Source organism: Pseudomonas putida, assembly GCF_028682175.1.
Classification (GTDB): Bacteria; Pseudomonadota; Gammaproteobacteria; order Pseudomonadales; family Pseudomonadaceae; genus Aquipseudomonas; species Aquipseudomonas putida_AD.
The window spans coordinates 1-25,022 of sequence record NZ_JANHKS010000037.1; the positions used below are offsets into that span (position 1 = coordinate 1).

The window sequence follows — 25,022 nt, forward strand, 5'->3', positions numbered from 1 at the left end:
CTCTTCCGATCTCGCCCCCGCCGGCAAGCCGTGCTGCTACGAGTTGTCAGGGGTACGTCAGGCAGTCAGGGCCTTGTCCAGCTGGCGCGCCACTTCGGACTCGATGGTGCTGCTCATCGCCGACAGGAAGAAATTCAGTTCGATGTTGACCCGCACCAGCGCTTCTTCCACCTGCACCGTGCCTTTGGCGCCCTTGCCTTCCAGCGACACGGTGTCGCCGTTCCAGCTGTGCTCGATGCCATATTTTTCGCCCAGCTTCTCGGCCAGCAATTCGGCCTTCTCGCGGGCCTTGTCCTTGCCCAGCGTGTGCGGGCGTTCCACGGTAATTCGGGCCATTGGCAGGCTCCTTCATCGAGGTAAATCGTCGGGCCACTATACCAGTGCCATCCCTTGAAGAAACTGTTCACCCTAACCCTTGTCAAGACAAAGCCAGCCCCGACGATTAGAATGGCCGCACTTTATTCCGGTGACAGCGATATGAACGATCCGCGCAAAGGCAGCGATGCCGAACCCACCACCCACTTCGGTTACAAAACCGTGGCCGAAAGCCAGAAGGCGGAGAAAGTCGCCGAAGTGTTCCACTCCGTTGCAGCCAAGTACGACCTGATGAACGACGTGCTGTCCGGTGGCATGCACCGCCTCTGGAAGCGCTTCACCATCGAGCTTTCCGGCGTTCGTACTGGCAACCGCGTGCTGGACATCGCAGGCGGCACGGGCGACCTTGCGAAGAAATTCTCCCACCTGGTCGGCCCTACCGGCGAAGTGGTACTGGCAGACATCAACGCCTCGATGCTCAAGGTCGGTCGCGACCGCCTGCTCGACCGCGGCGTGGCCGGCAACATCAAGTTCGTCCAGGCCGACGCTGAAAAGCTGCCGTTCCCGGACAACCACTTCGATTGCGTGACCATCGCCTTCGGCCTGCGCAACGTGACGCACAAGGAAGACGCCATCCGCTCCATGCTGCGCGTGCTCAAGCCGGGCGGCCGCCTGCTGGTGCTGGAGTTCTCCAAGCCGACCAACAAGGTCATGTCCAAGGTCTACGACGCCTACTCGTTCGCCTTCATGCCGCTGGCCGGCAAGCTGATCACCAATGACTCGGAAAGCTACCGTTACCTGGCCGAATCGATCCGCATGCACCCGGACCAGGAAACCCTGAAGTCGATGATGGTAGAGGCCGGTTTCGACCGCGTGACCTACCACAACATGACCTCCGGCATCGTCGCCCTGCATCGCGGTATCAAGCCCTGATGCTGATCAGCGGCTTGCTCGCCAGCGCCGAGCACGGCATCAATCGTGTGCTGCAGATGGACAGCACGGCGCTGCCACGCCTGGATCGCCTTAGTGGCAAGATCATCGCGGTGCAATGCACCAGCCCTGCGTTCGACCTGCACATCCTGCCCAGTGACGAAGGCCTGATGCTGGCCTCGACCTGGGAAGGCGGCGCCGACGTGACCCTGCGCGCACCGGCCGCCAGCCTGATGCGCCTTGCCACAAGCCGCGACAAGAATGCCGTACTGCACAGCCCCGAAGTCGAACTGGACGGTGAAAGCGCCGTGCTGCTGGAGCTGGTGGGCGTGTTGCAGGATCTCGATCTGGACTGGGAATACGAGCTGCAACGCTGGCTGGGCCCGGTGGCCACGCCGTTGATCGGCGGTCATCTGCGCAAAAGTGCGCGCATGACCCGCGACACGATCGCCAGCCTCTCCCACAACCTGGCCGAGTACCTGGCTGAAGAATCCCGCACACTGGTCGGCAAGCGCGAGGCTGAAGCGCGCTTCGCCGAACTGGATCAGACCAAACAAGACCTGGAACGCCTCGAAGCCCGCTTCGAGCGTCTGGCCCAATCTCTCAAACCCAGCGATAACGCATGAGCCTGCTTGCCGTCCGCCGCCTGTTTCGCATCCAGCGGGTCGTCATCCGCTACCGCCTGGATGACCTGCTGTTCGCCCTGCCCCTGCCCTGGTGGCTGCTCGCCGTCCGTTTCGTACTGCCCTGGCGCTGGTTCCCCAGGCGCAAGAGTGAACTGACCCGAGGCGCGCGCCTGCGCCTGGCACTTCAGGACCTGGGGCCGATCTTCATCAAGTTCGGCCAGTTGCTCTCGACCCGCCGGGACCTGTTGCCCGAAGACATCGCCGACGAGCTGATGCTCCTGCAGGATCGCGTGCCGCCGTTCGAGTCCGAGAAGGCCATCGCCCTGATCGAATCCCAGCTGGGGGCGAAGATCAGCGACGTGTTCAGCCGTTTCGACGTCGCGCCCCTGGCCTCGGCTTCGGTGGCGCAGGTACACGCCGCGCGCCTGAAGACCGGCGAGGAAGTGGTGGTCAAGGTCGTGCGTCCGGGGCTCAAGCCGATCATCGGTTCGGACCTGGCCTGGCTGTTCATCCTGGCCAGCATCGCCGAGCGCCTGTCCGCCGACGCCCGCCTGCTGCACCCGGTGGACGTGGTCGCCGACTACGAAAAGACCATCTACGACGAACTCGATCTGTTGCGCGAGGCGGCCAACTCCAGCCAGCTGCGACGCAACTTCGAAGGTTCGACCATGCTCTACGTGCCGCAGGTCTACTGGGACTGGTGCCGGCCGAAAGTGCTGGTCATGGAGCGCATCTACGGCGTACAGGTCACGGATCTCGCGACCCTGGCCGACCAGCGCACCGACATGAAAAAGCTCGCCGAGCGCGGCGTGGAGCTGTTCTTCACCCAGGTGTTCCGCGACAGCTTCTTTCACGCCGACATGCACCCCGGCAACATCTTCGTCAGCACCGTGGCACCCTGGGATCCGCAATACATCGCCATCGACTGCGGCATCGTCGGCAGCCTCACCCCGGAAGACCAGGATTACCTGGCGCGCAACCTGTTCGCCTTCTTCAAGCGCGACTATCGCCGTGTGGCGCAGTTGCACATCGATTCGGGCTGGGTGCCGGCAGAAACCAAGCTCAACGAATTCGAAGCGGCGATCCGCACCGTGTGCGAGCCGATCTTCGAGAAGCCGCTCAAGGACATTTCCTTCGGCCAGGTGCTGATGCGCCTGTTCCAGACGGCCCGCCGCTTCAACATGGAAGTGCAGCCGCAACTGGTGCTGTTGCAGAAAACCCTGCTCAACATCGAGGGCCTGGGCCGGCAGCTGTACCCCGAGCTGGACCTGTGGAGCACCGCGCAGCCGTTCCTGGAGCGCTGGATGCGCGAGCGCGTCAGCCCCAAAACGCTGATCGGAAACTTGCAGTCACAAGTTGAGCAGATCCCGCATCTGGCCAACATGACCCGCGATCTGCTGGAGCGTCTGTCCCAGCCGCACACCTCCGATCCACCGCCGCCCTACAGCCACAAGGGCGACCACTGGGCCCTGCGGCTGCTGGGCGCGTGCCTGCTGGCCGGTGGCGTAGTGCTGGCAACCGCCCATACTCAATCAGGTGGCGAGTTGATCGCGATGAGCGCCTGGCCTTCGGTGCTGATGCTGGTCGCGGGGCTCTATCTGGTTGTTCGCCGATAGCCAGCAGCGCCTGCCGCTGGCACACTAACCCCCTTCAACACAGCGGCCGGAGCCGACGATGAAAGACTGGCTGGACGAGATCAAGTGGGACAGCGACGGTTTGGTCCCGGCAATTGCCCAGGATCATAAAACCGGGCGTGTCCTGATGATGGCCTGGATGAACCGCGAAGCGCTGAGCCTGACCGCCGCCGAAAACCGCGCCATCTACTGGTCGCGTTCCCGTGGCAAACTGTGGCGCAAAGGCGAAGAATCGGGCCATGTGCAGAAGCTGCACGAGTTGCGCCTGGACTGCGACGCCGACGTCATCATCCTGATGGTCGAGCAGATCGGCGGCATCGCCTGCCACACCGGCCGCGAAAGCTGCTTCTATCGCGTCTATGACAACGCCGGCTGGAAGACTGTCGAGCCGGTGCTCAAGGACCCCGAAGCCATTTACCACGCAGGACACTGAACATGACTGATACCTTGTCTCGCCTGGCTCAGGTGCTCGAAGAGCGAAAGGGCGCGGCGGCGGACTCCTCCTACGTGGCCAGCCTCTATCACAAGGGGCTGAACAAGATTCTGGAGAAGGTCGGCGAAGAGTCGGTCGAAACCATCATTGCCGCCAAGGATGCCGCCGTCAGCGGTGACTGCAGCGATGTCATCTACGAAACAGCCGATTTGTGGTTCCATAGCATGGTCATGCTTTCAGCACTGGGCCAGCATCCACAAGCCGTACTCGATGAACTGGATCGCCGTTTCGGGTTATCGGGCCACGCCGAAAAAGCGGCGCGCCCTACTGAATAACGCGTCCGGCTGAATAAACCGAGGGCCAAGGGGCCCCGAATACCTTGTGAGGAACGCGTCATGGGCATTTTTGACTGGAAACACTGGATCGTCATCCTGGTTGTCGTGGTATTGGTCTTCGGCACCAAGAAACTCAAGAACCTGGGCACTGACGTCGGCGAGTCGATCAAGGGCTTTCGCAAGGCCATGAACGACGACGAAAAAGGCCCTGAGCAGCCGCCTGTGCAACCCCAGCAGACCGCGCAGCCAACCCCGCCGACCCAGCCGCTGCATCAGCCGCACACCATCGACGGCACTGCGCAGAAAGTCGAAGAGCCCATCCGCAAAGACTAGGTCCTGACGCATGTTTGGTATCAGCTTCTCTGAATTGCTGCTGGTCGGTCTCGTTGCCCTGCTGGTACTGGGCCCCGAGCGCCTGCCGGGAGCCGCGCGCACTGCCGGGCTTTGGGTCGGGCGTCTGAAACGCAGCTTCAATGCGATCAAACAGGAAGTTGAGCGCGAAATCGGTGCCGACGAGATTCGTCGTCAACTGCACAACGAGCACATTCTTTCGCTGGAAGAAGAAGCGCGCAAAATCATGCAGCCCCAGGCCCGCGCAGTTGCGCCGGAGCCTGCGCCTTCAGCGCTGGATGCAGCGCCGACACCCGAGGCGCAAAACGCCCCCGCGCCTGCTGCCGAACCGGCCCCGGTCAGCACCGGGGTGATCTCGGAGCCCGTGGTGGTCGAACCGGTTTCGCCGCCTGCAACGGCGCCCGCGCCTGTCGCGCCTGCTCCTGCCGCCGCTGTGCCGAGCACACCTTCCGCCAACGATTCGACACAGCCACCACGAGCCCCATGAGCGAAATCCCGGAAAATGACCAGCAGATGCCGCTGGTCTCGCACCTGACTGAACTGCGTTCGCGCCTGCTGCGTTGTGTGCTGGCGATCTTCGTGATCTTCGGCGCGCTGTTCTACTTCACGCAGAAGATCTACACCTTCGTCTCGGCGCCGCTGCGCAAATTCCTGCCCGAAGGCGCAACGATGATCGCCACCGACGTGGCTTCGCCGTTCCTGACGCCGTTCAAGCTGACGATGATGGTCGCGCTGTTTCTGGCGATGCCGGTGATCCTCTACCAGATCTGGGGTTTCATCGCGCCGGGCCTGTACAAGCACGAAAAGCGCGTGGCGGTGCCGCTGCTGATTTCCAGCATCATTCTGTTCTACGCCGGGATGGCCTTTGCCTATTTCCTGGTATTCCCGCTGATTTTCCACTTCTTCGCCAGCGTGACGCCCGAGGGCGTGTCGATGATGACGGACATTTCCAGTTACCTGGATTTCGTCATGACTCTGTTCCTGGCCTTTGGCGTGGCGTTCGAGATTCCCGTGGCCGTGGTGCTGCTGGTGTGGATCGGCATCGTCGACGTCAAATACCTGAAGAAGATTCGCCCCTATGTGGTGATCGGTTGCTTCGTGGTCGGCATGATCCTCACGCCGCCTGACATCTTCTCCCAGACGCTGCTGGCGGTGCCCATGTGGCTGCTGTTCGAAATCGGCGTGCTGTGCAGCTCGATGGTCACCAAGCGCGGTGACCACGAAGACGACGAGAACGCCGAAGACAAGCAAGACCAGCCGCCAGCGACCCAGCCGTGAACCTGCTGTTGCTGGAAGAGGCCGACTTCATTTCGGCCGACCGGGTGATCCTGCGCGACCGGCGCCTCAAGCACATGCAAGAGGTGCATCGCTCGGAAGTGGGCGACAGCCTGCGGGTCGGGCGCGTGGGTGGCCTGCTGGGCAGTGCCGAGCTGCTGCGCCTGGAGCCCCGCGAGGCGGAACTGTCCGTCAGCTTCGACCGTGAACCGCCGGCCAAACTGCCGCTGACGCTGGTGCTGGCCCTGCCCCGCCCGAAGATGCTGCGCCGGGTCTTCCAGACCGTGGCGACCATGGGCGTGCCCAGAGTCATTCTGGTCAACAGCTATCGCGTCGAGAAAAGCTTCTGGCAGACCCCGTTTCTCACACCTGCGTCGATTCGCGAAAACCTGATTCTGGGGCTTGAACAGGCCCGGGACAGCGTGCTGCCGGAAATCGTCATCGAGAAACGCTTCAAGCCGTTCGTCGAGGACCGGCTGCCAGCTATCGTGGACGGTACCCTGGGCCTGGTCGGCCATCCCGGCGACTTTCCCGCCTGTCCGCGTGCGGTCAAACAGCCGGTCACCCTGGCCATTGGCCCCGAAGGCGGCTGGATTCCCTACGAGGTCGAACTGCTGCGCGCATCGGGCCTGAACCCGGTGCAACTGGGCGAGCGCATCCTGCGCGTCGAAACCGCCGTCACCGCCCTCCTCGCCCGCCTGTTCTGATCCCGTAGCAGCACGGCTTGCCGGCGGGAGCGGTGTGTCAGTCAACCCATCCGTTACAGACACACCGCTCCCGCCGGCAAGCCGTGCTGCTACGGACAAACTAGACGGCTCCTGCGCCATTTCCGCCCAATGGCGTTGCAGTTCACATTTTGTGTGCCGATAACCCGGCATCGATAAAAACAACGCGCAAGGAATCCACATGTATCGCTGGTTTGCCCAACGTCTCGGGAACGTGAGTGTGAGTCGCAAACTCGCCATCGGCTTCGGCCTGGTGCTGTTGATGACGCTGGTCATTACTGCCACGGGCTGGTCTAGCCTGGGCTCGTTGATCGAGCGCGGCGACAAGCTGGCGAACATCTCGCAGATCAGCGAGCAGACCCTGGACCTGGGCACCGCGCGCATGCGCTACGAAGCCCAGTACAGCGCCGAAGCCGCGACGGGTGTCATGACCGCGCTGGACAAGCTCGACGGCTACCTCAAGAAAGCTCGCGGCAAGATCGTAAGCCCAGGCGACCTGCAACTCCTCGACGGCCAGATCCAGGCCGCCGCCGACTACCGCCGCGCCTTCGACGACATGACCCGCGCCATCGCCGCACGTGAAGCCAGCCGCACCAACCTGGGTGCGACAGCGGACGCTGCGGTCGAGGAAGTCAACAAGATCGAGGAAGCGCTGATCCAGCACGACAACATCCTGCAATTCAACAGCGCGGTGGGCGTCAGCAAGCAGATCCAGCAAGCACGCTTTCAGGTGCGCGGCTACACCTTCAGCGGCAATCCTGACTTCGAGAAGAACGCCAACGCCGCCATCGACGAAGCCATCGTCGGCGTGAACACACTGGCCGGCGACGTTTCTTCGCAGTACATCCCGCAACTGCAAAAAGCCAACCTGGCACTTAAGGGCTATCGCGCGGCCGTTGGGCAATACCGCGATGCGCAGCAGGTCAGCCGTCAGGCCATGGAAAAAATGGCCGGGCTGGGCCAGCAACTGCGCGACCTCAGCGACCAGCTGACCGCCTCGCAGAACGCCAAGCGCGACGCCGACAGCCAGCAGGCGCAGTCGATGCTCGGCATCGCGACCGTGATCGCCCTGCTGTTTGGCGTGCTGGCCGCATGGGCCATCACCCGCCAGATCACCCTGCCGTTGAAACAGACACTGATTGCCGTGGACCGCGTGGCATCCGGCGACCTGACGCACAACCTCAAGGTCGACCGCCGCGACGAACTGGGCCAGCTGCAAGGTGGCATGCAGCGCATGACCCTGAGCCTGCGCGAGTTGATCGGCGGCATCGGCGACAGCGTCACCCAGATCGCCAGCGCTGCCGAAGAGCTGTCGGCGGTGACCGAACAGACCAGCGCCGGGGTCAACAGCCAGAAGGTCGAGACCGATCAGGTCGCGACCGCCATGCATCAGATGACTGCAACCGTGCAGGAAGTGGCGCGCAACGCCGAGGAAGCCTCTGAGGCGGCTGTGGCGGCCGATCAGCAGGCCCGCGAGGGTGACAAGGTGGTCAACGAGGCCATCGCCCAGATCGAGCGCCTGGCTCGCGAGGTGGCTCATTCCACCGAGGCCATGGGCGAACTCAAGCGCGAGAGCGACAAGATTGGCAGCGTGCTGGACGTCATCAAGTCCGTGGCCCAGCAGACCAACCTGTTGGCGCTGAACGCCGCCATCGAAGCTGCTCGTGCTGGCGAAGCCGGTCGTGGTTTTGCGGTGGTGGCCGACGAAGTTCGCAGCCTGGCCCAGCGCACGCACAAATCCACCGAGGAGATCGAGGAGCTGATCCTGGGCCTGCAGAACGGCACGCAACAGGTGGCGTCGATCATGGACAGCAGCCGCGAACTGACGGCCAGCAGCGTGGACCTCACCCGCCGCGCCGGTGGCTCGCTGGAAAGCATTACCCAGACCGTGTCGGCGATCCAGGCCATGAACCAGCAGATCGCTGCGGCCGCCGAGCAACAGAGCGCCACCGCCGAAGAGATCAACCGCAGCGTGCTGAACGTGCGCGACGTGTCTGAACAGACCTCGGCGGCCAGCGAAGAAACCGCGGCGTCGAGCGTGGAGCTGGCGCGGCTGGGCACGCACCTTCAAGGGCTGGTAGGCAAGTTCCGGATCTAACCCCGCCCCGTAGCAGCACGGCTTGCCGGCGGGAGCGGTGTGTCATTATACATTTTGGTGGCTGACACACTGTGGTCGCGGGCAAGCGCGCTCCTACAGGGCGTTTCTGTCAGAGATGGGTTGATTGACACACCGCTCCCGCCGGCAAGCCGTGCTGCTACGAAAGCTTTTGTGAACTGCCTCACCCCCTTCCTCGCTTCGGAAATCTCCTACACCCTCCTCAGGTCATGAGCCCGGCCACCCTGCCGATGCGCGTTTATCGCCCATCCGCAGGAGACGCATCATGCTGCAAGGAATCAACCAGGCGCTGGCCAACAGCAGCGTCAAGCTCAAGCTCTCGCTGGGTTTCGGCCTGGTGCTGGTACTCACACTGGCGATCACGGTGACCGGCTGGCTCGGGCTGGACACCATGATCGTGCGCTCCGAATCCCTCAGCGCCATCGCCCAGCTCAGCGCCCTGACCAAGGACCTGCGGGCCGAGCGGATCATCTTTCGCATCGAAAACACGCCCGAGAGCGCAAGCCGGGTTTCCGCGCGCATCAGTGAAATCGAAGCGCACCTCAAGGGTCTGCGGGACGATGACAATCCCGCCGACGTGCTGCAGATGCTCAACAAGCAGAGCGAAGACGCACGCTCCCTGGGCAGCACGTTCGCCAATCTGGGGCAGTTGCTGCAGAGCCGGGATGACTCACGGGTGCAGATGAAAAGCCTGTCGGAAACTGTCATCGCCGCAGTCGATCAGGTCGAGGCCGATGTGCTCAAGGCCGTCAGCGAGGAACAGGGCAACACAGAGAAGCTCGACGAGTTCACCAATATCCTGCAACTGCGTCGGTACATGCAGGCGGCCCTTTCCGCCTCCCAGGCGTACCTGTACAGCGGCCAGGAGACGTTCGAGGCAGCCGCCGTCAAGGCCACCGAAGGGGCGCTGGCGGAGATCCAGGAGATCGTCTCAAGCCCCTCCAATACCAGCGCCTCCATTCTGGACACTGCGCGCAAGGCGATCGAGGACTACCGCAACCAGCTCAACCAGCTCAAGGCATTGCAAATCAAGACAGAAGCGGCCCATGAGTCGATGGAAGCGATGGGCGACAGCCTGCTCACCTCCACGGCCGACACCAGCACCCTGCAAACCCAGCGCAGGGACGGCGAAGCAGACCGGTCGCGGCAGATGCTGATCGGCGTGGCCATGCTGGCGATCGTACTGGGGCTGCTGGCTGCCTGGCTCATCACGCGGCAGATCATCGTTCCGCTGCAACAGACCCTGCAAGCCGCGCAGCGCATTGCCAAGGGCGACTTGAGCGTGGACATCGACATCAGGCGCCATGACGAGATGGGCCGCCTGCAACACAGCATGCAAGACATGACTGTTAGCCTGCGAACGCTGATTTCCGGGATTGGCGACGGCGTGACGCAAATCGCCAGCGCCGCCGCGCAGTTGTCTGCGGTCACCGAGCAGACCAGCACAGGGGTCAACAATCAGAAAAGCGAAACCGATCAGGTCGCCACCGCCATGAATCAGATGACCTCGACGGTCATGGAGGTGGCGCGCAATGCCGAGGAAGCCAGCGAAGCCGCCCGGCAGGCCGACCTGCAGGCAAGGGAAGGCGACCGGGTGGTGGCCGATGCCATCGGTCAGATCGAGCGCCTGGCGGTGGAGGTGCACAACTCGACCCGGGCCATGGGCGATCTGAAGCAGGAGAGCGACAAGATCGGCGGCGTGCTGGATGTCATCAAGTCCGTGGCGCAGCAGACCAACCTGCTGGCGCTCAATGCCGCCATCGAGGCGGCACGGGCCGGCGAGGCCGGGCGCGGCTTTGCTGTGGTGGCCGACGAAGTGCGGGGCCTGGCCAAGCGCACCCAGGAATCGACCGAGGAGATCGAAGTATTGATTGCCGCCCTGCAGAACGGCACCCAACAGGTGGTCAGTACGCTGGATGCCAGCCGCAACCTGACCGACAGCAGCGTGGAACTCAGCCGCCGCGCGGGTAGCTCGCTGGAGAGCATCACCCGTACGGTGTCGACGATCCAGAGCATGAACCAGCAGATAGCCACGGCGGGAGAGGAACAGACGGTGGTGGCCGAGCAGATCAACCGCAGCGTGCTCAATGTGCGCGACATCTCCGAACAGACCGCCGCCGCCAGCGACCAGACCGCAGCATCAAGCGCCGAACTCGCCCGCCTCGGCGCGCAGTTGCAGGAGCTGGTGGGCCGGTTCCGGGTGTAACACGCCCCGTAGCAGCACGGCTTGCCGGCGGGAGCGGTGTGTCAGTTATAGATGATCTGACTGAAACACCGCTCCCGCCGGCAAGCCGTGCTGCTACGGGGTGGAGGGTGGTGATAAACAAAAACGCCGCCAGAGATTGCTCTCTGGCGGCGTTCTTGTTTCAGCGGATCACTCAGGCATTGGCCAGCGATGGCGCAGTCAGGTGCGTTGCCGGCTGCAATGGCAGCAGCGGCGCATGGGGATCGGCTTTCACCGAGGCCCGCCAGGCGTCCAGCCACGCGGCATTGCCTTCGGCCCACACCAACTCGTGCAGCCGCGCCAGGGCAACCGGGTCGCTCAGCAGTTGCAGGCGCTCGTGGTTGCTCAGGTGCTCAGGCCCGCCCTTGATCGCATGACGTACGCGTTCGATACGCATCCACTCGATCGGCTCGGCCTCACGGTGACGCGAAGTCGCCAGCGCGCACGCCAGGGCGTTCTGCTGCGGATCGACCACTGCCCGCACGAAGCCGTCGTTCAGCGCATGCCAACGGTTTTCGTGGGTGTACTGATCGGTAGACACCAGCTCTTGCGGCGGCGTGTGCTCTTCCGGAATCAGGAACAGGTTCTCGTCGCGCGCTTTGAGACCCAGGTTGGTGCGGCTGGAGATCACCGAAACCGGGATCGACAGGATCAGCGAACCAACGATAGGCGTCAGCCACCACAGGAAGCTCGGATTCAGCCAGGCCACCAGCGCAGCCCAGGCAAAGCCCAGCAGGGTCTGCGGACCATGACGCTTGACGGCTTCGCTCCACGGCGTGGAGTCGTCATCACGTTGCGGCGAGTTCCAGGTCGCGGCCCAGCCCAGGAACGCGGCCAGAACGAAACGGGTGTGGAAAATCATCCGCACCGGCGCCAGCAGCATGGAGAACAGCATCTCCATCAGCATCGACAAGGTGACCTTGATCCGGCCACCGTAGCCGGTCGCACCCTTGGCCCAGATCAGAATGATACTGAGCAGCTTGGGCAGGAACAGCAGGACGATGGTGGTCGAGAACAGCGCGACGGCTTTTTCCGGGTGCCACTGCGGCCACAACGGATACAGCTGGCGAGGCTCCAGGAAGTAAGTCGGCTCCATCAGCGTGTTGACCGCCAGCAGCGCCGTCGACAACACCAGGAACAGGAACCACAACGGCGCCGACAGGTACGACATCACGCCCGTGAGGAACACCGCGCGGTGAACCGGGTGCATACCCTTGACCAGGAACAGGCGGAAGTTCATCAGGTTACCGTGGCACCAGCGACGGTCACGCTTGAGTTCGTCCAGGAGGTTCGGCGGCAGTTCTTCATAGCTGCCCGGCAAGTCGTAGGCAATCCACACGCCCCAGCCTGCACGGCGCATCAGCGCTGCTTCAACGAAGTCGTGGGACAGGATCGCACCGGCGAATGCGCCTTTACCGGGCAACGGCGCCAGGGCGCAGTGCTCGATGAACGGCTTCATCCGGATGATCGCGTTGTGACCCCAGTAGTGGGATTCACCCAGCTGCCAGAAGTGCAGGCCTGCGGTGAACAGCGGGCCGTAGACGCGGGTGGCGAACTGCTGCATGCGCGCATACAGGGTGTCCATGCCCGAGGCTTTTGGCGCGGTCTGGATGATACCGGCGTCTGGCGTGGCCTCCATCAGGCGTACCAGACTGGTCAGGCACTCGCCGCTCATCACGGAGTCGGCGTCCAGCACGACCATGTAGCGGTAGTCCCCGCCCCAGCGACGGCAGAAGTCGTCGAGGTTGCCGCTTTTGCGTTTTACGCGACGGCGGCGGCGACGGTAGAAGATCTTGCCGAAACCACTGGTCTCGCGGCACACGTCCAGCCACGCCTGTTGCTCGGCAACGGCGATGTCGGTTTCGTTGGTGTCGCTGAGCACGAAGAAGTCGAAGCGATCCAGATCACCGGTGGCCGCAACGGATTCGAAGGTGGCGCGCAGACCTGCGAACACCCGAGGCACGTCTTCGTTGCAGATCGGCATCACCAGCGCGGTGCGGGCACCGGCTTCGATGGGCTCGTTGCCGGCGCTGGCACCGGAAATGCGGTATTTGTCGCGACCGGTCAGCAGCTCCAGGAAGCCCATCAGCGCGGTCCAGAAACCGGCCGACACCCAGCAGAACAGAATCCCGAACATCAACAGAATGCTGGTTTGCAGTGCGTAGGGCATCACTTGGACAGCGGTCTGCCACAGGGTCTGGTGGCTGATTTCGTCGAACGAGACCAGCGACCAGCCCTGGTACGGCAGGATGCCTTTCATGTAGAAGCCGGCGACGATGGTCTGGCCCAGCATCAGGATTAGCAGGATGTAACGGCGGATCGAACCGACGGTGCGCCAGCGCGACTTGGGCAAGTCACGGGGCAGATCGTCCTTGGTCGGCTTGGGCGGGTTGGTTTTCCCGGTCAGGCGACGCCAGCCGCGGTGCAGCACGTTGGTGCGCCACGGCTCGGGCACGACCTTGGTGCGACGGATCGGCGGCGCAGCCTTGAGGCACACGCGACCGCTGGCGTCCACGGCGAGCATTTCAGCCTCGTGCAGCTCGTCAGCGGTAGTCAGCGTCAGGCGACGGCCCACCGAAGCCTGGGCGGCCTCGGCAGGATCGGTGACGGTTTGCGCCGAAAGGCGCTCATGCAGCTCGGCGAACGAGGTGCAGCTGGCAAGTTCTGCCCGCTGCTCGTCGCTCATGGGTAGATGTGCCAGGTACTCGCTGAGCGATTCTGTCGAAGATCCTGGCACCGCGTGTGAATTACTCATCGGCTGGCAACTGGTAGCTCCAGGTCTCGGTCAGGATCTGTTGATTCATGGCCGGGCCCTGTTGGGTGGATGCAGCCGCTGCAGCTGGCTGCTGGGTTTCTTTACTGCCTTTGTTGGCCTTGGCGGCGTCGCCCAGGGCGGCTTCAGGACGCGAAGCTTCGTCGGACCTGGCTTCGGCTACCTTGGCGGCATCCGCAGGCTTGGCGGCGTCGGCCTTGTCAGCCTTGGCGTCTACCTTGGTGTCCGCTTTCGCATCGGCCTTGGCGACCTTGGCGTCTTTCGGGTCCTTGGCATCACCGGCCTTCACGGCGTCGGTCTTGACGATTTCGGCCTTCTCATCCTTCGGCGCGGCAGCTGCGACAGCGGCCTTGGCGTCGGCTTTTTTCTCAGGCTTCTTGTCTGATTTGTCAGCAGTAATCAGCGCAGGTTCCTTGCCAGGTTCGACCGGGGTCTCGCGCAGCAGGTAAGCGCGCAGTTCCACGTTCTTGCTGGTGTCCTTGACCTTCAGGCGCAGCGTCAGGCGCCAGCCTTTGGTGACAGGGTTGTAGCGCAGGTTGTTTTCCACCAGGTCGGTGTTGTCGTCAGTGGTGACCTGGCTGCGGATGGCCGGGTCTTCACCCAGTTTGGCCAGGGTCGGGCCGACGAAATCGACTAGGTAGGCCACGCTGCCGTCTGGCTGGCGGATCAGGTTGGACTGCTTCACGTCACCGGTCGAGCGCAGGGTCTGCTTGACCCAGCCCAGATCAGGCGAGTGGATGGAGTCTTCGTCCATGGTCCAGTGCAGGCGATAGTTGAAATCGACGGACTGGCCCGGCTCTGGCTGGGTTTCAGGCTTCCAGAAGGCAACGATGTTGTCGTTGGTTTCGTCGGCGGTCGGAATCTCGACCAGGTCTACAGTGCCCTTGCCCCAATCGCCTTTAGGCTCGATCCAGGCGCTTGGACGCTTGTCGTAGCGGTCATCCAGATCTTCGTAATGGCTGAAGTTGCGGCCGCGTTGCAGCAGGCCGAAACCACGCGGGTTTTCCACCGAGAAGCTGCTGACAGCCAGGTGTTTAGGGTTGTTCAGCGGACGCCAGATCCACTCGCCATTGGCTGCCTGGATCGACAGACCGCTGGAGTCGTGCAGCTCGCGACGGTAGTTGAGGACTTTCGACGGCTGGTTGGCGCCGAACAGGTACATGCTGGTCAGCGGCGCAACGCCCAGTTTGCCGACCTTGTCACGCAGGAACATGCGCGACTGCACGTCGACCAGGGTGTTGGTGCCCGGACGCAGGGTCAGCTTGTAGGCGCCAGTGGCGCGCGGGGAGTCGAGCAGCGCGAAGATCACCAGGTGGTTTTCATCGGCGTTCGGCTTCTCGATCCAGAACTCGGTGAAACGCGGGAATTCTTCACCCGACGGCATCGCAGTGTCGATGGCCATGCCACGAGCGGACAGGCCGTAGACCTGACCTTTGCCGATGACGCGGAAGTAGCTCGCGCCCAGCATGGTCATGATTTCGTCCTGCTTGTCATCCTTGTTGATCGGGTAGGTGACACGGAAGCCGGCCCAGCCGAGGTTTTCGGTCGCTTTAGGGTCGAACTTCACGCCGCCGAAATCGAAACGGTTGGGGTCGTACTTGATTTCATTGACGGTGGTCGCGGTCACTTCGTTGATCTTCACCGGGGTGTCGAAGTGCATGCCCTGGTGATAGAACGAAATCTTGAAGGGGGTACGGTCGGCGGCCCACTCGGCCTTGTCCTGCAGAAAACGGATTTTCTGGTAGTCGGCAAACTTCATGTCGCGGAATTCCGCTGGAAGGTTGCTTTTCGGAGCGACGAACTTCTGCCCGGCCAGATCTTTGGCCTTTGTCGCCACGTCGTCCAGATCAAATGCCCAAAGCTGACCGGCGCCGAACAGACAAAACAAAGCCGACCCGGCCAACAAGGCGCTGCGCAGGCGCTTGCCAGAGGTCTTTGGTGCATTACATGGACTAACAATCACGAGCAACCCTCGCCGAAAACAGATGAAGAAACCAACGGCCAGCTATCAAATGCCGGGTTGGCGAGCATTGTTCCGACTGCGAAAGGGGCCAATGATTCCCCAAACGTTGTCGGACCAGTTTGCGTTTGTACTGATTGGACGGGCATTTACCCATCTTTGTAGCGCGCGATTATCTAGCAGCCTGCGTTACAACGCATCAGGGGAAACAAAGTATTTATGGCTTTTTGCCTAATAAATTCGGGTCCCCCGGGCAAAATCGCGGATTTAGCTTTCCAGCAAAAATGTCACAGGGCCATCATTGACCAAATGGACCTGCATATCCGCACCAAATTGGCCCGCGGCGACCTTCTCGTGCGTGGTTTTAGCCTTTTCCAGCAAATAGTCAAACAATTCAGCACCAAGGGCCGGTGGCGCCGCTTTCGAGAAGCTGGGGCGCATGCCGCTTTTGGTATCGGCCGCCAGGGTGAACTGTGAAACCAGCAGCAAACCGCCGCCCACATCGCTCAACGACAGGTTCATCTTGCCGTCAGCGTCGCTGAACACCCGATAGTTAAGCAGCTTGTGCAGCAATTTGTCGGCGCTGGTACGGGTGTCATGGGGCTCGACGCCGACCAGCACCAGCAGACCTTGGTCAATGGCGCCGACGGTGGCGCCCGAAACATCAACGCGCGCACTGCTGACGCGTTGCAGTAAGCCTTTCATTCAAACCCTCACTCAGAAACGCAACGGACCCCGTAGCAGCACGGCTTGCCGGCGGGAGCGGTGTGTCAGTCGACTCATATGTGACAGATACACCGCTCCCGCCGGCAAGCCGTGCTGCTACGGGGCAACTGTATTTATGCCTCTTCAGGCGGCAGATCGAGCAAACGCCGCGCCACCTGGGACGCTGCGCGCACCAGCGCGTCGGTAATGCCCGGCTCGGACGCCGCATGACCGGCATCGCGAATCACCTGCAACTCGCTGTTCGGCCAGGCCTGATGCAGCTCCCAGGCGTTGTCCAGCGGGCAGATCACGTCGTAGCGGCCGTGCACGATGATGCCCGGCAGGTGGGCGATCTTTGGCATGTCGCGGATCAGCTGGTTTTCTTCAAGGAACGCATTGTTGGTGAAGTAATGGCACTCGATGCGGGCGATGGACAACGCGCGCTGAGGCTCGGAGAAGCGATCGACCACCAGCGGATTCGGACGCAGCGTCGCGGTGCGGCCCTCCCAGGTGGACCAGGCCTTGGCGGCGTGCATCTGGGCGATCTGGTCGCTGCCGACCAGGCGCTTGTGGAACGCAGTCAGCAGATCGCCGCGCTCGTCCTGAGGGATCGGCGCCAGGTAATCCTGCCAGTAGTCAGGGAACAGACGGCTCGCGCCTTCCTGATAGAACCATTTGATCTCCTGCGGGCGGCACAGAAAGATGCCGCGCAGGATCAGCGCATGAACCCGGTCGGGGTGGGTCTGGGCGTAGGCCAGCGACAGCGTCGAGCCCCACGAGCCGCCGAACAGCACCCATTTGTCGATGCCCAGGTGCTTGCGAATGCGCTCCAGGTCTTCGACCAGGTGCCACGTGGTGTTGTTTTCAAGATTGGCGTGGGGCGTGGAACGGCCGCAGCCGCGCTGGTCGAAAGTAATGATGCGGTACAGGTTCGGATCAAAATAGCGACGGCTCTGCGCATCGCATCCCGCCCCCGGCCCGCCGTGAATGAACACCACCGGCAAACCCTCGGGCGAACCGCTTTCATCGACATACAGCACATGCGGCTCTTCCACTGCCAGATCGTGCCGGGCATAGGGTTTGATCTGCGGGTACAAAGTCTGCATAGGTGCTCCATAAGTCCAATTCAGGGGCTTCTATCTATCTGCCGTCGGGCATCATAAACCCGATTCGGTCAATCGGCATGCTTGCCTGTTTCTGCCGGCCTGTCACCCCTGATTTGATGAACAGGCACACGAGCACCGATCAGTGTAGGAGCGCGCTTGCCCGCGACGAACTTATGACGCGGCCATTCTGTAACACCCTGTTGTCACCATCGCGGGCAAGCGCGCTCCTACAACCGTTCAGCGAAACTGGAACGATCAATGCAAGCGTTCAGGCATTGCCCGGCGAGGTGAATCCTCTGCGAACCTGAGCGCCGTACCCGAGTCGAACCGTGGGTCGTGCAACCGGATATTTACTGTCATACGCAGGAAATAACCGGCAGCACACCCTACAGTCAATCAACCCCATTTAATCGTCCAACCAACTTGAGGTCGTACCCGATGTCTCCGGAACCCAACGTTCGTGACGCTGAAGTGGCAGCCTTTCGTGAAGCTGTGCTGAACAAGCTCGAGTATGCCGTCGGCAAGGACGCCGACCATGCGTTCGACCATGACTGGTTCATGGCCATTGCCCTGGCCACCCGCGACAAGATGGCCGAGCGCTGGATGAACCACACGCGCTACATCTATCGCCAGGAACGAAAACGCGTCTATTACCTTTCACTCGAGTTCCTGATCGGACGCCTGATGTTCGACAGCCTGAGCAACCTCGGCATCCTGGAAACCGCCCGTGAAGCACTCAAGGGCCTGAACGTCGATCTGGAAAGAATCCGCTCGCTCGAACCCGATGCCGCGCTGGGCAACGGTGGTCTGGGGCGTCTGGCGGCCTGCTTCATGGAAAGCATGTCGACCTTGGGTATCGCTGGGCACGGCTATGGCATTCGCTACGAGCACGGCCTGTTCCGCCAGGCCATCGTCGATGGCTGGCAGCAGGAACAGACCGAGAACTGGCTGGATTTCGGCAACCCGTGGGAGTTCGAACGTCCGGAAGTGATTTACCAGATCGGTTTTGGCGGCAGCGTGCAGCCGGTGCTCGACGTGACCGGTGCGCCGGTGCTGGATGCCTCGGGTGAAACACGCCAGAGCTGGACCGCCGGTGAAACCGTGCGGGCGATTGCCTATGACACCCCGGTGGTCGGCTGGCGCGGCAAGGCGGTGAACACCCTGCGCCTGTGGCGTGCCCGGGCCGTGGAAGACCTGCACCTGGAGCGCTTCAACGCCGGCGACCACGTGGGTGCGGTGGCGGAAGTCGTGCGCGCCGAGAGTATTTCCCGCGTGCTGTACCCCAACGACAGCACCGAAGCCGGCCAGGAACTGCGCCTGCGCCAGGAATATTTCTTCGTCTCGGCCTCGCTGCAAGACCTGCTGCGCAGGCACAAGAACATGGGCTACGAGATCAACAGCCTGCCGGAACACGCGGCGATCCAGATGAACGACACGCACCCCTCGATTGCCGTGGCCGAGCTGATGCGCATCCTGATCGACCTGTACGACGTGGAGTGGGACGAAGCCTGGCGCATCACCGTCGGCACCCTGGCGTACACCAACCACACCCTGCTGCCCGAGGCGCTGGAGACCTGGTCCGTTGGCCTGATGGAGCGGATGCTGCCGCGCCACATGCAGATCATCTACATGATCAACGCCCAGCACATCGACGAAGTGCGCGTGGAGCACAAGGACGACCCGGACCTGTTCGGCCTGCTGCGCTCGGTGTCGCTGATCGAAGAAGAGAACGGCCGCCGCGTGCGCATGGGTAACCTGGCGTTCCTGGGCTCCCACAGCGTCAACGGCGTATCGGCGCTGCACACCCAACTGATGCGCAAGACGGTGTTCGCGCAACTGCACAAGCTCTATCCCGAGCGCATCAACAACAAGACCAACGGCATCACCTTCCGCCGCTGGCTGTTCCAGTCCAACCCGACACTGACCGCCATGCTGGTCAAGGAACTGGGCGAGCAGGTGCTCGACAACCACGAAACCGGCTTGCTCAAACTCGAACCGCTGGCCGACAAGCCTGCCTTCCAGAAAGAATTCGCCGCCCAGCGCCTGCACAGCAAGAAGGCTCTGGCGGCCATCGTTCAGGAACGCATGGGCATCACGCTCAACCCTGAAGCGCTGTTCGATGTGCAGGTCAAACGGATTCACGAGTACAAGCGCCAGTTGCTCAACCTGTTCCACACCGTGGCGCTGTATCAGGCCATGCGCGCTGACCCGAGCACCAACTGGGTGCCGCGGGTGAAGATCTTCGCGGGCAAGGCGGCGGCCAGTTATCACTCGGCCAAGCTGATCATCAAGCTGACCAACGACATCGCCCGTACGGTGAACAACGACCCGACCCTGCGCGGGAGGCTCAAGGTGGTGTTCCTGCCCAACTACAACGTCAGTCTGGCCGAAAGCATCATTCCAGCGGCCGACCTGTCGGAGCAGATTTCCACGGCGGGGCTGGAGGCGTCCGGCACCAGTAACATGAAGTTCGGCCTCAACGGCGCGCTGACCATCGGCACCCTGGACGGCGCCAACGTGGAGATGAGCGAGCAGGTCGGGCTTGAGCACATGTTCATATTCGGCATGACCGCGCAGGAAGTCGAAGCGCGCAAGCACGCCGGGGAATTCAACGCCCATAACGACATTGCCAGCTCCGCGCGCCTGAACGATGTGCTGCAAGCGATTCGCGGCGGGGTGTTCTCCCCGGATGATCCGTACCGGTACGTGGGGTTGATCGAGCAGTTGATCAACTACGACCGGTTCTTCGTCTGCGCGGACTTCGAGTCCTATTGGGCTGCGCAGGCCAGGGTCGAGGCGCGCTGGCACGACAGCAAGGAATGGTGGCGTTCGGCGGTGCTCAACACCGCGCGCATGGGCTGGTTCTCCTCGGACCGGACCATTCGCGAGTACGCCAACGATATCTGGCAGGCGCTGGATTGATCGAAACGTAGCAGCCCGGCGGGGCTGCTACGGATTAATATCCGATCGGTATCCTGTAGGAGTGAGCTTGCTCGCGATGCGTTCGCTCAGACGCTACACATGCGTCTGGAAGGCCGTCATCGCGAGCAAGCTCACTCCTACAGGTTTTGCGGTGATCGCTGTCCTATACAAAATGTTTCGTCTTCTCCCGCGCCCGATATACTCCTGACCATCGCCGTTCAACGGCTGGGAAGGGATGTCGTCGCGTGCAATGGATTCTTTTGCTGGCCGGGCTTTTCATTGGTGCGGTGCTTGATGAATCGCTGATGGGCGGTGCCGTGGGTGCGGTCATCGGACTGGCGCTGGGCCTGAGCTTTCGCCTGTCTTCTGTCACCCGCGATGCGGCTGTGCAAAAGGCCGAACTGGCCAAGACACGCGACGCGCTTCAAACCATCGAACGACGCCTGAGCCAACTGGATTCGGCCGCCGTGCAGATGCCGGACGCCCCCGTTCCTGCCCCGCTCGACATCCAGCCTGTCGCAGACACCGGCCCCGAACTGCTCTGGGACCTGCCCGACCTGGAGCCCGCACCGGCCCAGACCACCGGCGACTCCGAATGGCGCCAGCCTCCACATACCCCAACCCCCAAGGCCCCCGTTCCCGCCGCCCCCAACCTGTTCGACAGCACCCTGCTGCGTGCGAAAAACTGGCTGCTGGGTGGCAATACCGTGCTGCGCGTGGGCGTAGTGCTGCTGTTCCTCGGTTTAGCCTTTCTGCTGCGCTACGCCACCGAAGGCATGGTCATCCCCATCGAGGCGCGCTACGCCGGGGTCGCGGCGGCTGCGCTGGCGTTGCTGGGCCTGGGCTGGTGGCTGCGCCGGCGCAATGAGTCCTTCGCCCTGATGCTGCAGGGCACCGGTGTGGCGGTGCTGTACCTCACGGTGTTCGCGGCGATGAAGGTGCATACCCTGCTGGCGCCGGGCATGGCGTTCGGCTTGCTGGTGGCGGTCACGGTGTTCTCGGCCATCCTGGCGCTGACGCAAAACTCCCTGGCGCTGGCCTGCGTGGCGGCGCTTGGCGGATTCGCCGCGCCGCTGCTGACCTCCTCCGGCGAAGGCAGCCACGTCGCACTTTTCAGCTATTTCGCCTTGCTCAACACAGGCATTTTCGCAATTGCCTGGTTCAAGGCCTGGCGCCCGCTGAACCTGATCGGCTTCGTCGGCACGTTCGGTATCGGCTTCGCCTGGGGCCTGAACGACTACACGCCGGAGCTGTTCTGGAGCACTGAACCGTTCCTGGTGCTGTTCTTCCTGATGTACCTGGCCATCGGCCTGCTGTTCGCCCGGCGCAAGTTGCAGGAACACGCCACCGGCCCCGAAGACGACAGCCGCGAGGCGATGCTGCGCTGGTCGGCCCGGCAGAGCCACTACGTAGATGGCAGCCTGTTGTTCGGCACGCCCATTGCCGGCTTCGGCCTGCAATACGCGCTGGTCCGGCACATCGAGTTCGGCGCGGCATTCAGTGCGCTGGTGCTTGGCCTCCTTTATATGGGCATCGCGCGGCTTCTGGCCGGGCGTGCATCGGAGCGCTCGGCACTGCTGGTGGAAACCTGCCTGTCACTGGGCGTGGTGTTCGCAACTTTGGCGATTCCGCTGGGCCTGAGCGCGCAATGGACAACAGTCGCCTGGGGGGTCGAAGGCGCGGCGGTGTTCTGGCTCGGCATGCGCCAGAACCGGCTGCTGGCACGCTTTTTCGGACTGCTTTTGCAACTGGGCGCAGGCTTTGCGTTCATCGGCATCGTGGGACGCTGGTATTCGCCTGGCTTCAATCACGGAGATTTCTGGACGCCGCTGATTATCTCGCTGGCCGGCCTGGTCAGTGCCTTCACTGTCGAGCGAATCGGTACGCTGCGCCTTGGCATCAGCGAGCGCGTGTTGCAGCCCGCCCTGTTGATCTGGAGCGCGGTGTGGTGGTCGGTGGCGCTGTGCGTCAGTACCCATTACGTGCCGGGCGCCCGGGAAGTGCCGACGCTATTGCTGCTGGGCGCCATGACTGTCGGCCTGTGGACTCTTGCCTCGCTGCGCCTGAAGTGGCCAGGTCTTGCGCAACTGTGCGTCCTGCTGACACCTGCCAGCTTCGCCCTGCTGGGGCTGATGCTGTTCAATCCCTATTACAACCCGGCTGCCGACTGGGGCTGGCTGGGCTGGCTTGCGGTGTTCGCCGTTCACCTGCTGTCGCTCAGGCAACTGGACGCCGTGCTGATCCCGCGTCTGCGCAGCGCCGCTCACGTACTCGGTTGCTGGCTGATCGTTGGCGTGCTGTCGCTGCAAATTCGCTACGGCCTGCTGACGCTGTCCGAGTCCTACAACGCCTGGCGCTGGCTGGGTTGGGCGCTGCTGCCGAGCCTGTACCTGCTGGCGATAACGGCACCGCGCAAATGGCCATGGCCGATAGATGCCTACCCTCGCGAATACCGCGTGTGGGCCGCCGCGCCGCTGGCGGTATTGATGCTCGCCTGGTTCTGGCTGGCCAACGGGTTCAGCGACGGCAACGCCGATCCGCTGCCCTATATCCCGCTGATAAACCCGCTGGAGCTGGGCTTGCTGATCGCCCTGACCGGCATCTTCAGTTGGACGCGCAACCGGCTGCCACAACTGGGTGTGAGCGCCGAGTACGCACGCAAAACCGCGCTGGTGATTGCCGGGGCTTCGATATTTGCGCTGGTCACCGCGATGGTCATGCGCAGCGCTCACCATTGGGCCGGGGTGGCGTGGCACACCGAGGCGCTGTTCGAATCGATGCGCGTGCAGGCGGGGCTGTCCATCGTCTGGACCCTGATGGCGCTGGCGCTGATGATCGGCGGACACCTTCGCTCGCGCCGCGACATGTGGATCGTCGGCGCGGCCTTGATCGGCATCGTGGTCGCCAAGCTGTTCTTCGTCGAACTGAGCAATCGCGGCGGACTTGAGCGAATCGTCTCGTTTATCGGCGTTGGCATTCTGTTGCTGGTAGTGGGATATTTCGCCCCATTACCGCCGAAAATCCCTACACGCAGTCAGGCTTCAACTGACGCCGCACCCACGGATTCGGCACCGCAATGAAGTACAGGAGTCAGTCGTTGAGTCGTCAGTCCATCGCCAAGGCCGCTGTTTTCGGCGCTCTGCTGTGCGCGGCATTCCTGGCTCAGGCCGAAGATCTGCCAGATGATTTCACCAGCCACACGCCTCTGACCCTCAGCGGCGAGGGCCCTTGGTATCGCCTTGAACTGCCGCTGGCCGCGCAACTGAACGCCCGCCAGGGCACGCTCGACGATGTGCGTGTGTTCAACTCCGACGGCCAGGCCCAGCCTTACGCCCTGACCCTGGGCGAACCCCAGCGTGCCGAGGATGAAACCGCCGTCGCGGTGAAGTGGTTCCCGCTCTACAACAGCGACGACGCCAGGGACGCAGAGCCGAAAATCCGCGTCCAGCGCACCACCAGCGGCACCCTCGTGGAAGTCCAGCCGCAGGGCGAAATCGAGGCGGGCGAGGAAATCCTGCGCGGCTGGCTGCTCGACACCAGCGCCCTGAACGCCCCGCTCGACCAACTGATTATCGACTGGAGCACCGAGCGCGAAGGCTTCCAGCGCTTCAGCATCGAAGCCAGCGACGACCTGCAACACTGGAAGCGCTGGGGCGAAGGCCAAGTGGCGCGGCTCTCGTTCGCCGATGAGCTGGTCGAGCAACGCGTCGTCACCCTTCCCGGTCGCACGGCCCGCTATTTGCGGCTGCTGTGGAACGTCCCGCAAACGGCTCCGACCCTGACCGCCGCGCAGGTGGTGAGCACCCGCCCTGGCGTGCTGCCGCTGAGCTGGTCGCCGGCCATCGCTGGCAGCGTCGAGAAGCCTGGCGTGTACATCTGGCAACTGCCGGTGGCCCTGCCCCTTGAACGCATGAAGGTCGAGATTGCCCAGGCTAACAGCCTCGCCCCTGCCACTTTGTTTGGCCGCCGCGACAGCAATGCGCCGTGGCGCCAGATCGACAGCGGCTTGCTGTATCGCCTGACCCAGAACGGTCAGGACGTGGTGCAGGACGAGATGGAACTGCCCGGCGAAGTGGTGCAACAACTCAAACTGGAAGTCGACGACCGCGGCGGCGGTCTTGGCAAGGACGCGCCGAAATTGAGCTTCGCCGTGCGCGCCACGCAGTTGGTGTTCCTCGCTCGGGGCGCCGCGCCTTACAGCCTGGCCATCGGCAACGCGACCATCAAGGGCGCAAACCTGCCAATGTCGACGCTGATCCCCGGCGTGACACCCGAAAAGCTCGCCACCCTGGGCAGCGCGACACTGGCGACGCCGCCCAAGGCCACCGCGCCCGCATTGCCAGTGGCAAGCGGCCCGGACTGGAAGCGCATCGGCCTGTGGGCCGTATTGGTGCTGGGGGTGTTGCTGCTGGGCGCGATGGCGCTGAGTACGCTGCGCAGCGCCCGGACAAAATAAATCAGGCAACCCGTACACAACCCGGGAGCGGCGCTGAACCGATCCCGCAGTGAAAAAAATGCGCGAGATAGACCTCAACTTGTCATTGATGAACGCCTACGCTCATGTAGCCCGTGAACTCATTCACTACCAAGTC

At 62.8% G+C, this 25,022-nt stretch carries 19 protein-coding genes and 1 pseudogene; 15 read left to right on the forward strand and 5 right to left on the reverse strand.

Annotated elements, in window-relative coordinates; all coding sequences use genetic code 11:
• Positions 1-57 precede the first annotated feature (57 nt).
• The gene (locus NPS29_RS21420) at positions 58-336 is read right to left on the reverse strand and encodes a polyhydroxyalkanoic acid system family protein (protein ID WP_274134939.1); all 279 of its coding nucleotides are present in this window, start codon (positions 334-336) and stop codon (positions 58-60) included.
• Positions 337-477: 141 nt separating this feature from the next.
• Between NPS29_RS21420 and ubiE the strand changes: the two genes are divergently transcribed.
• The 12 genes and pseudogenes from ubiE to NPS29_RS28960 all read left to right on the forward strand — a co-directional run bounded on the left by ubiE (position 478) and on the right by NPS29_RS28960 (position 10,946).
• Complete coding sequence (ubiE, locus tag NPS29_RS21425) at positions 478-1,248, forward strand: bifunctional demethylmenaquinone methyltransferase/2-methoxy-6-polyprenyl-1,4-benzoquinol methylase UbiE (protein ID WP_110951120.1); 771 nt, start codon at positions 478-480, stop codon at positions 1,246-1,248.
• Positions 1,248-1,871, forward strand: coding sequence for a ubiquinone biosynthesis accessory factor UbiJ (locus NPS29_RS21430; protein ID WP_274134940.1), 624 nt, complete (start codon positions 1,248-1,250; stop codon positions 1,869-1,871). Before ubiE ends, NPS29_RS21430 begins: the two co-directional genes overlap by 1 nt.
• Positions 1,868-3,487, forward strand: a complete 1,620-nt coding sequence (ubiB, locus tag NPS29_RS21435; protein WP_274134941.1) for a ubiquinone biosynthesis regulatory protein kinase UbiB — start codon at positions 1,868-1,870, stop codon at positions 3,485-3,487. The genes NPS29_RS21430 and ubiB overlap by 4 nt, the downstream gene beginning before the upstream one ends.
• Before the next feature lie 58 nt (positions 3,488-3,545).
• A complete protein-coding gene (gene hisI / locus NPS29_RS21440) occupies positions 3,546-3,938 on the forward strand; it encodes a phosphoribosyl-AMP cyclohydrolase (RefSeq protein WP_274134942.1) in 393 nt (130 codons plus the stop codon).
• A 2-nt stretch (positions 3,939-3,940) separates the two neighbouring features.
• Entirely contained in the window at positions 3,941-4,273 is a 333-nt protein-coding gene (locus NPS29_RS21445) for a phosphoribosyl-ATP diphosphatase (RefSeq protein ID WP_274134943.1), read from the forward strand.
• Between the two features lie 60 nt (positions 4,274-4,333).
• Positions 4,334-4,606: a twin-arginine translocase TatA/TatE family subunit gene (locus tag NPS29_RS21450; RefSeq protein WP_274134944.1), complete on the forward strand. Its 273-nt coding sequence runs from the start codon at positions 4,334-4,336 to the stop codon at positions 4,604-4,606.
• A gap of 10 nt (positions 4,607-4,616) precedes the next feature.
• Positions 4,617-5,111: a Sec-independent protein translocase protein TatB gene (gene tatB, locus NPS29_RS21455; protein ID WP_274134945.1), complete on the forward strand. Its 495-nt coding sequence runs from the start codon at positions 4,617-4,619 to the stop codon at positions 5,109-5,111.
• Positions 5,108-5,902, forward strand: a complete 795-nt coding sequence (gene tatC / locus NPS29_RS21460) for a twin-arginine translocase subunit TatC (protein WP_274134946.1) — start codon at positions 5,108-5,110, stop codon at positions 5,900-5,902. The genes tatB and tatC overlap by 4 nt, the downstream gene beginning before the upstream one ends.
• Positions 5,899-6,606 (forward strand): 16S rRNA (uracil(1498)-N(3))-methyltransferase, encoded by a 708-nt coding sequence (locus NPS29_RS21465; RefSeq protein WP_274134948.1) that lies wholly within the window; start codon positions 5,899-5,901, stop codon positions 6,604-6,606. Before tatC ends, NPS29_RS21465 begins: the two co-directional genes overlap by 4 nt.
• A gap of 280 nt (positions 6,607-6,886) precedes the next feature.
• On the forward strand, positions 6,887-8,722 hold the full coding sequence (locus NPS29_RS21470) for a methyl-accepting chemotaxis protein (RefSeq protein WP_400606342.1): 1,836 nt from the start codon (positions 6,887-6,889) through the stop codon (positions 8,720-8,722).
• Positions 8,723-9,005: 283 nt separating this feature from the next.
• Positions 9,006-10,088: pseudogene (locus tag NPS29_RS28955) on the forward strand (methyl-accepting chemotaxis protein); the annotation flags it as partial.
• Positions 10,083-10,946 (forward strand): methyl-accepting chemotaxis protein, encoded by an 864-nt coding sequence (locus NPS29_RS28960; RefSeq protein ID WP_425312546.1) that lies wholly within the window; start codon positions 10,083-10,085, stop codon positions 10,944-10,946. The pseudogene NPS29_RS28955 and the gene NPS29_RS28960, both read left to right, overlap by 6 nt.
• A 172-nt stretch (positions 10,947-11,118) precedes the next feature.
• Here NPS29_RS28960 and mdoH read toward each other — a convergent pair whose 3' ends face one another.
• The 4 genes from mdoH to pip form a co-directional block, all read right to left on the reverse strand.
• On the reverse strand, positions 11,119-13,719 hold the full coding sequence (gene mdoH, locus NPS29_RS21480; protein ID WP_274134954.1) for a glucans biosynthesis glucosyltransferase MdoH: 2,601 nt from the start codon (positions 13,717-13,719) through the stop codon (positions 11,119-11,121).
• Positions 13,712-15,706 carry a glucan biosynthesis protein G gene (locus NPS29_RS21485; protein ID WP_274134956.1) on the reverse strand — a complete coding sequence of 665 codons (1,995 nt, stop codon included), beginning with the start codon at positions 15,704-15,706 and terminating at the stop codon, positions 13,712-13,714. Before NPS29_RS21485 ends, mdoH begins: the two co-directional genes overlap by 8 nt.
• Before the next feature lie 258 nt (positions 15,707-15,964).
• Positions 15,965-16,402 (reverse strand): D-aminoacyl-tRNA deacylase, encoded by a 438-nt coding sequence (gene dtd, locus NPS29_RS21490; protein WP_274134957.1) that lies wholly within the window; start codon positions 16,400-16,402, stop codon positions 15,965-15,967.
• Positions 16,403-16,536: 134 nt separating this feature from the next.
• Positions 16,537-17,508, reverse strand: coding sequence for a prolyl aminopeptidase (gene pip / locus NPS29_RS21495; RefSeq protein ID WP_274134958.1), 972 nt, complete (start codon positions 17,506-17,508; stop codon positions 16,537-16,539).
• A gap of 438 nt (positions 17,509-17,946) precedes the next feature.
• Between pip and NPS29_RS21500 the strand changes: the two genes are divergently transcribed.
• The 3 genes from NPS29_RS21500 to NPS29_RS21510 all read left to right on the forward strand — a co-directional run bounded on the left by NPS29_RS21500 (position 17,947) and on the right by NPS29_RS21510 (position 24,886).
• Complete coding sequence (locus tag NPS29_RS21500; protein WP_274134959.1) at positions 17,947-20,430, forward strand: glycogen/starch/alpha-glucan phosphorylase; 2,484 nt, start codon at positions 17,947-17,949, stop codon at positions 20,428-20,430.
• Positions 20,431-20,675: 245 nt separating this feature from the next.
• The gene (locus NPS29_RS21505; protein ID WP_274134961.1) at positions 20,676-23,510 is read left to right on the forward strand and encodes a DUF2339 domain-containing protein; all 2,835 of its coding nucleotides are present in this window, start codon (positions 20,676-20,678) and stop codon (positions 23,508-23,510) included.
• The gene (locus NPS29_RS21510; RefSeq protein ID WP_425312544.1) at positions 23,507-24,886 is read left to right on the forward strand and encodes a DUF3999 domain-containing protein; all 1,380 of its coding nucleotides are present in this window, start codon (positions 23,507-23,509) and stop codon (positions 24,884-24,886) included. Before NPS29_RS21505 ends, NPS29_RS21510 begins: the two co-directional genes overlap by 4 nt.
• Positions 24,887-25,022: the final 136 nt, after the last annotated feature.

Bases quoted from the DNA above. Each gene is read 5' to 3' on its own strand.
- tatC (WP_274134946.1), top strand. From the start codon at position 5,108: ATGAGCGAAATCCCGGAAAATGACCAGCAGATGCCGCTGGTCTCGCAC.
- NPS29_RS28960 (WP_425312546.1), top strand. From the start codon at position 10,083: ATGACTGTTAGCCTGCGAACGCTGATTTCCGGGATTGGCGACGGCGTG.
- ubiE (WP_110951120.1), top strand. From the start codon at position 478: ATGAACGATCCGCGCAAAGGCAGCGATGCCGAACCCACCACCCACTTC.
- NPS29_RS21470 (WP_400606342.1), top strand. From the start codon at position 6,887: ATGACGCTGGTCATTACTGCCACGGGCTGGTCTAGCCTGGGCTCGTTG.
- dtd (WP_274134957.1), bottom strand. From the start codon at position 16,402: ATGAAAGGCTTACTGCAACGCGTCAGCAGTGCGCGCGTTGATGTTTCG.
- NPS29_RS21445 (WP_274134943.1), top strand. From the start codon at position 3,941: ATGACTGATACCTTGTCTCGCCTGGCTCAGGTGCTCGAAGAGCGAAAG.
- hisI (WP_274134942.1), top strand. From the start codon at position 3,546: ATGAAAGACTGGCTGGACGAGATCAAGTGGGACAGCGACGGTTTGGTC.
- tatB (WP_274134945.1), top strand. From the start codon at position 4,617: ATGTTTGGTATCAGCTTCTCTGAATTGCTGCTGGTCGGTCTCGTTGCC.
- NPS29_RS21430 (WP_274134940.1), top strand. From the start codon at position 1,248: ATGCTGATCAGCGGCTTGCTCGCCAGCGCCGAGCACGGCATCAATCGT.
- NPS29_RS21510 (WP_425312544.1), top strand. From the start codon at position 23,507: ATGAAGTACAGGAGTCAGTCGTTGAGTCGTCAGTCCATCGCCAAGGCC.
- NPS29_RS21500 (WP_274134959.1), top strand. From the start codon at position 17,947: ATGTCTCCGGAACCCAACGTTCGTGACGCTGAAGTGGCAGCCTTTCGT.
- ubiB (WP_274134941.1), top strand. From the start codon at position 1,868: ATGAGCCTGCTTGCCGTCCGCCGCCTGTTTCGCATCCAGCGGGTCGTC.
- pip (WP_274134958.1), bottom strand. From the start codon at position 17,508: ATGCAGACTTTGTACCCGCAGATCAAACCCTATGCCCGGCACGATCTG.
- NPS29_RS21450 (WP_274134944.1), top strand. From the start codon at position 4,334: ATGGGCATTTTTGACTGGAAACACTGGATCGTCATCCTGGTTGTCGTG.
- NPS29_RS21420 (WP_274134939.1), bottom strand. From the start codon at position 336: ATGGCCCGAATTACCGTGGAACGCCCGCACACGCTGGGCAAGGACAAG.
- mdoH (WP_274134954.1), bottom strand. From the start codon at position 13,719: ATGAGTAATTCACACGCGGTGCCAGGATCTTCGACAGAATCGCTCAGC.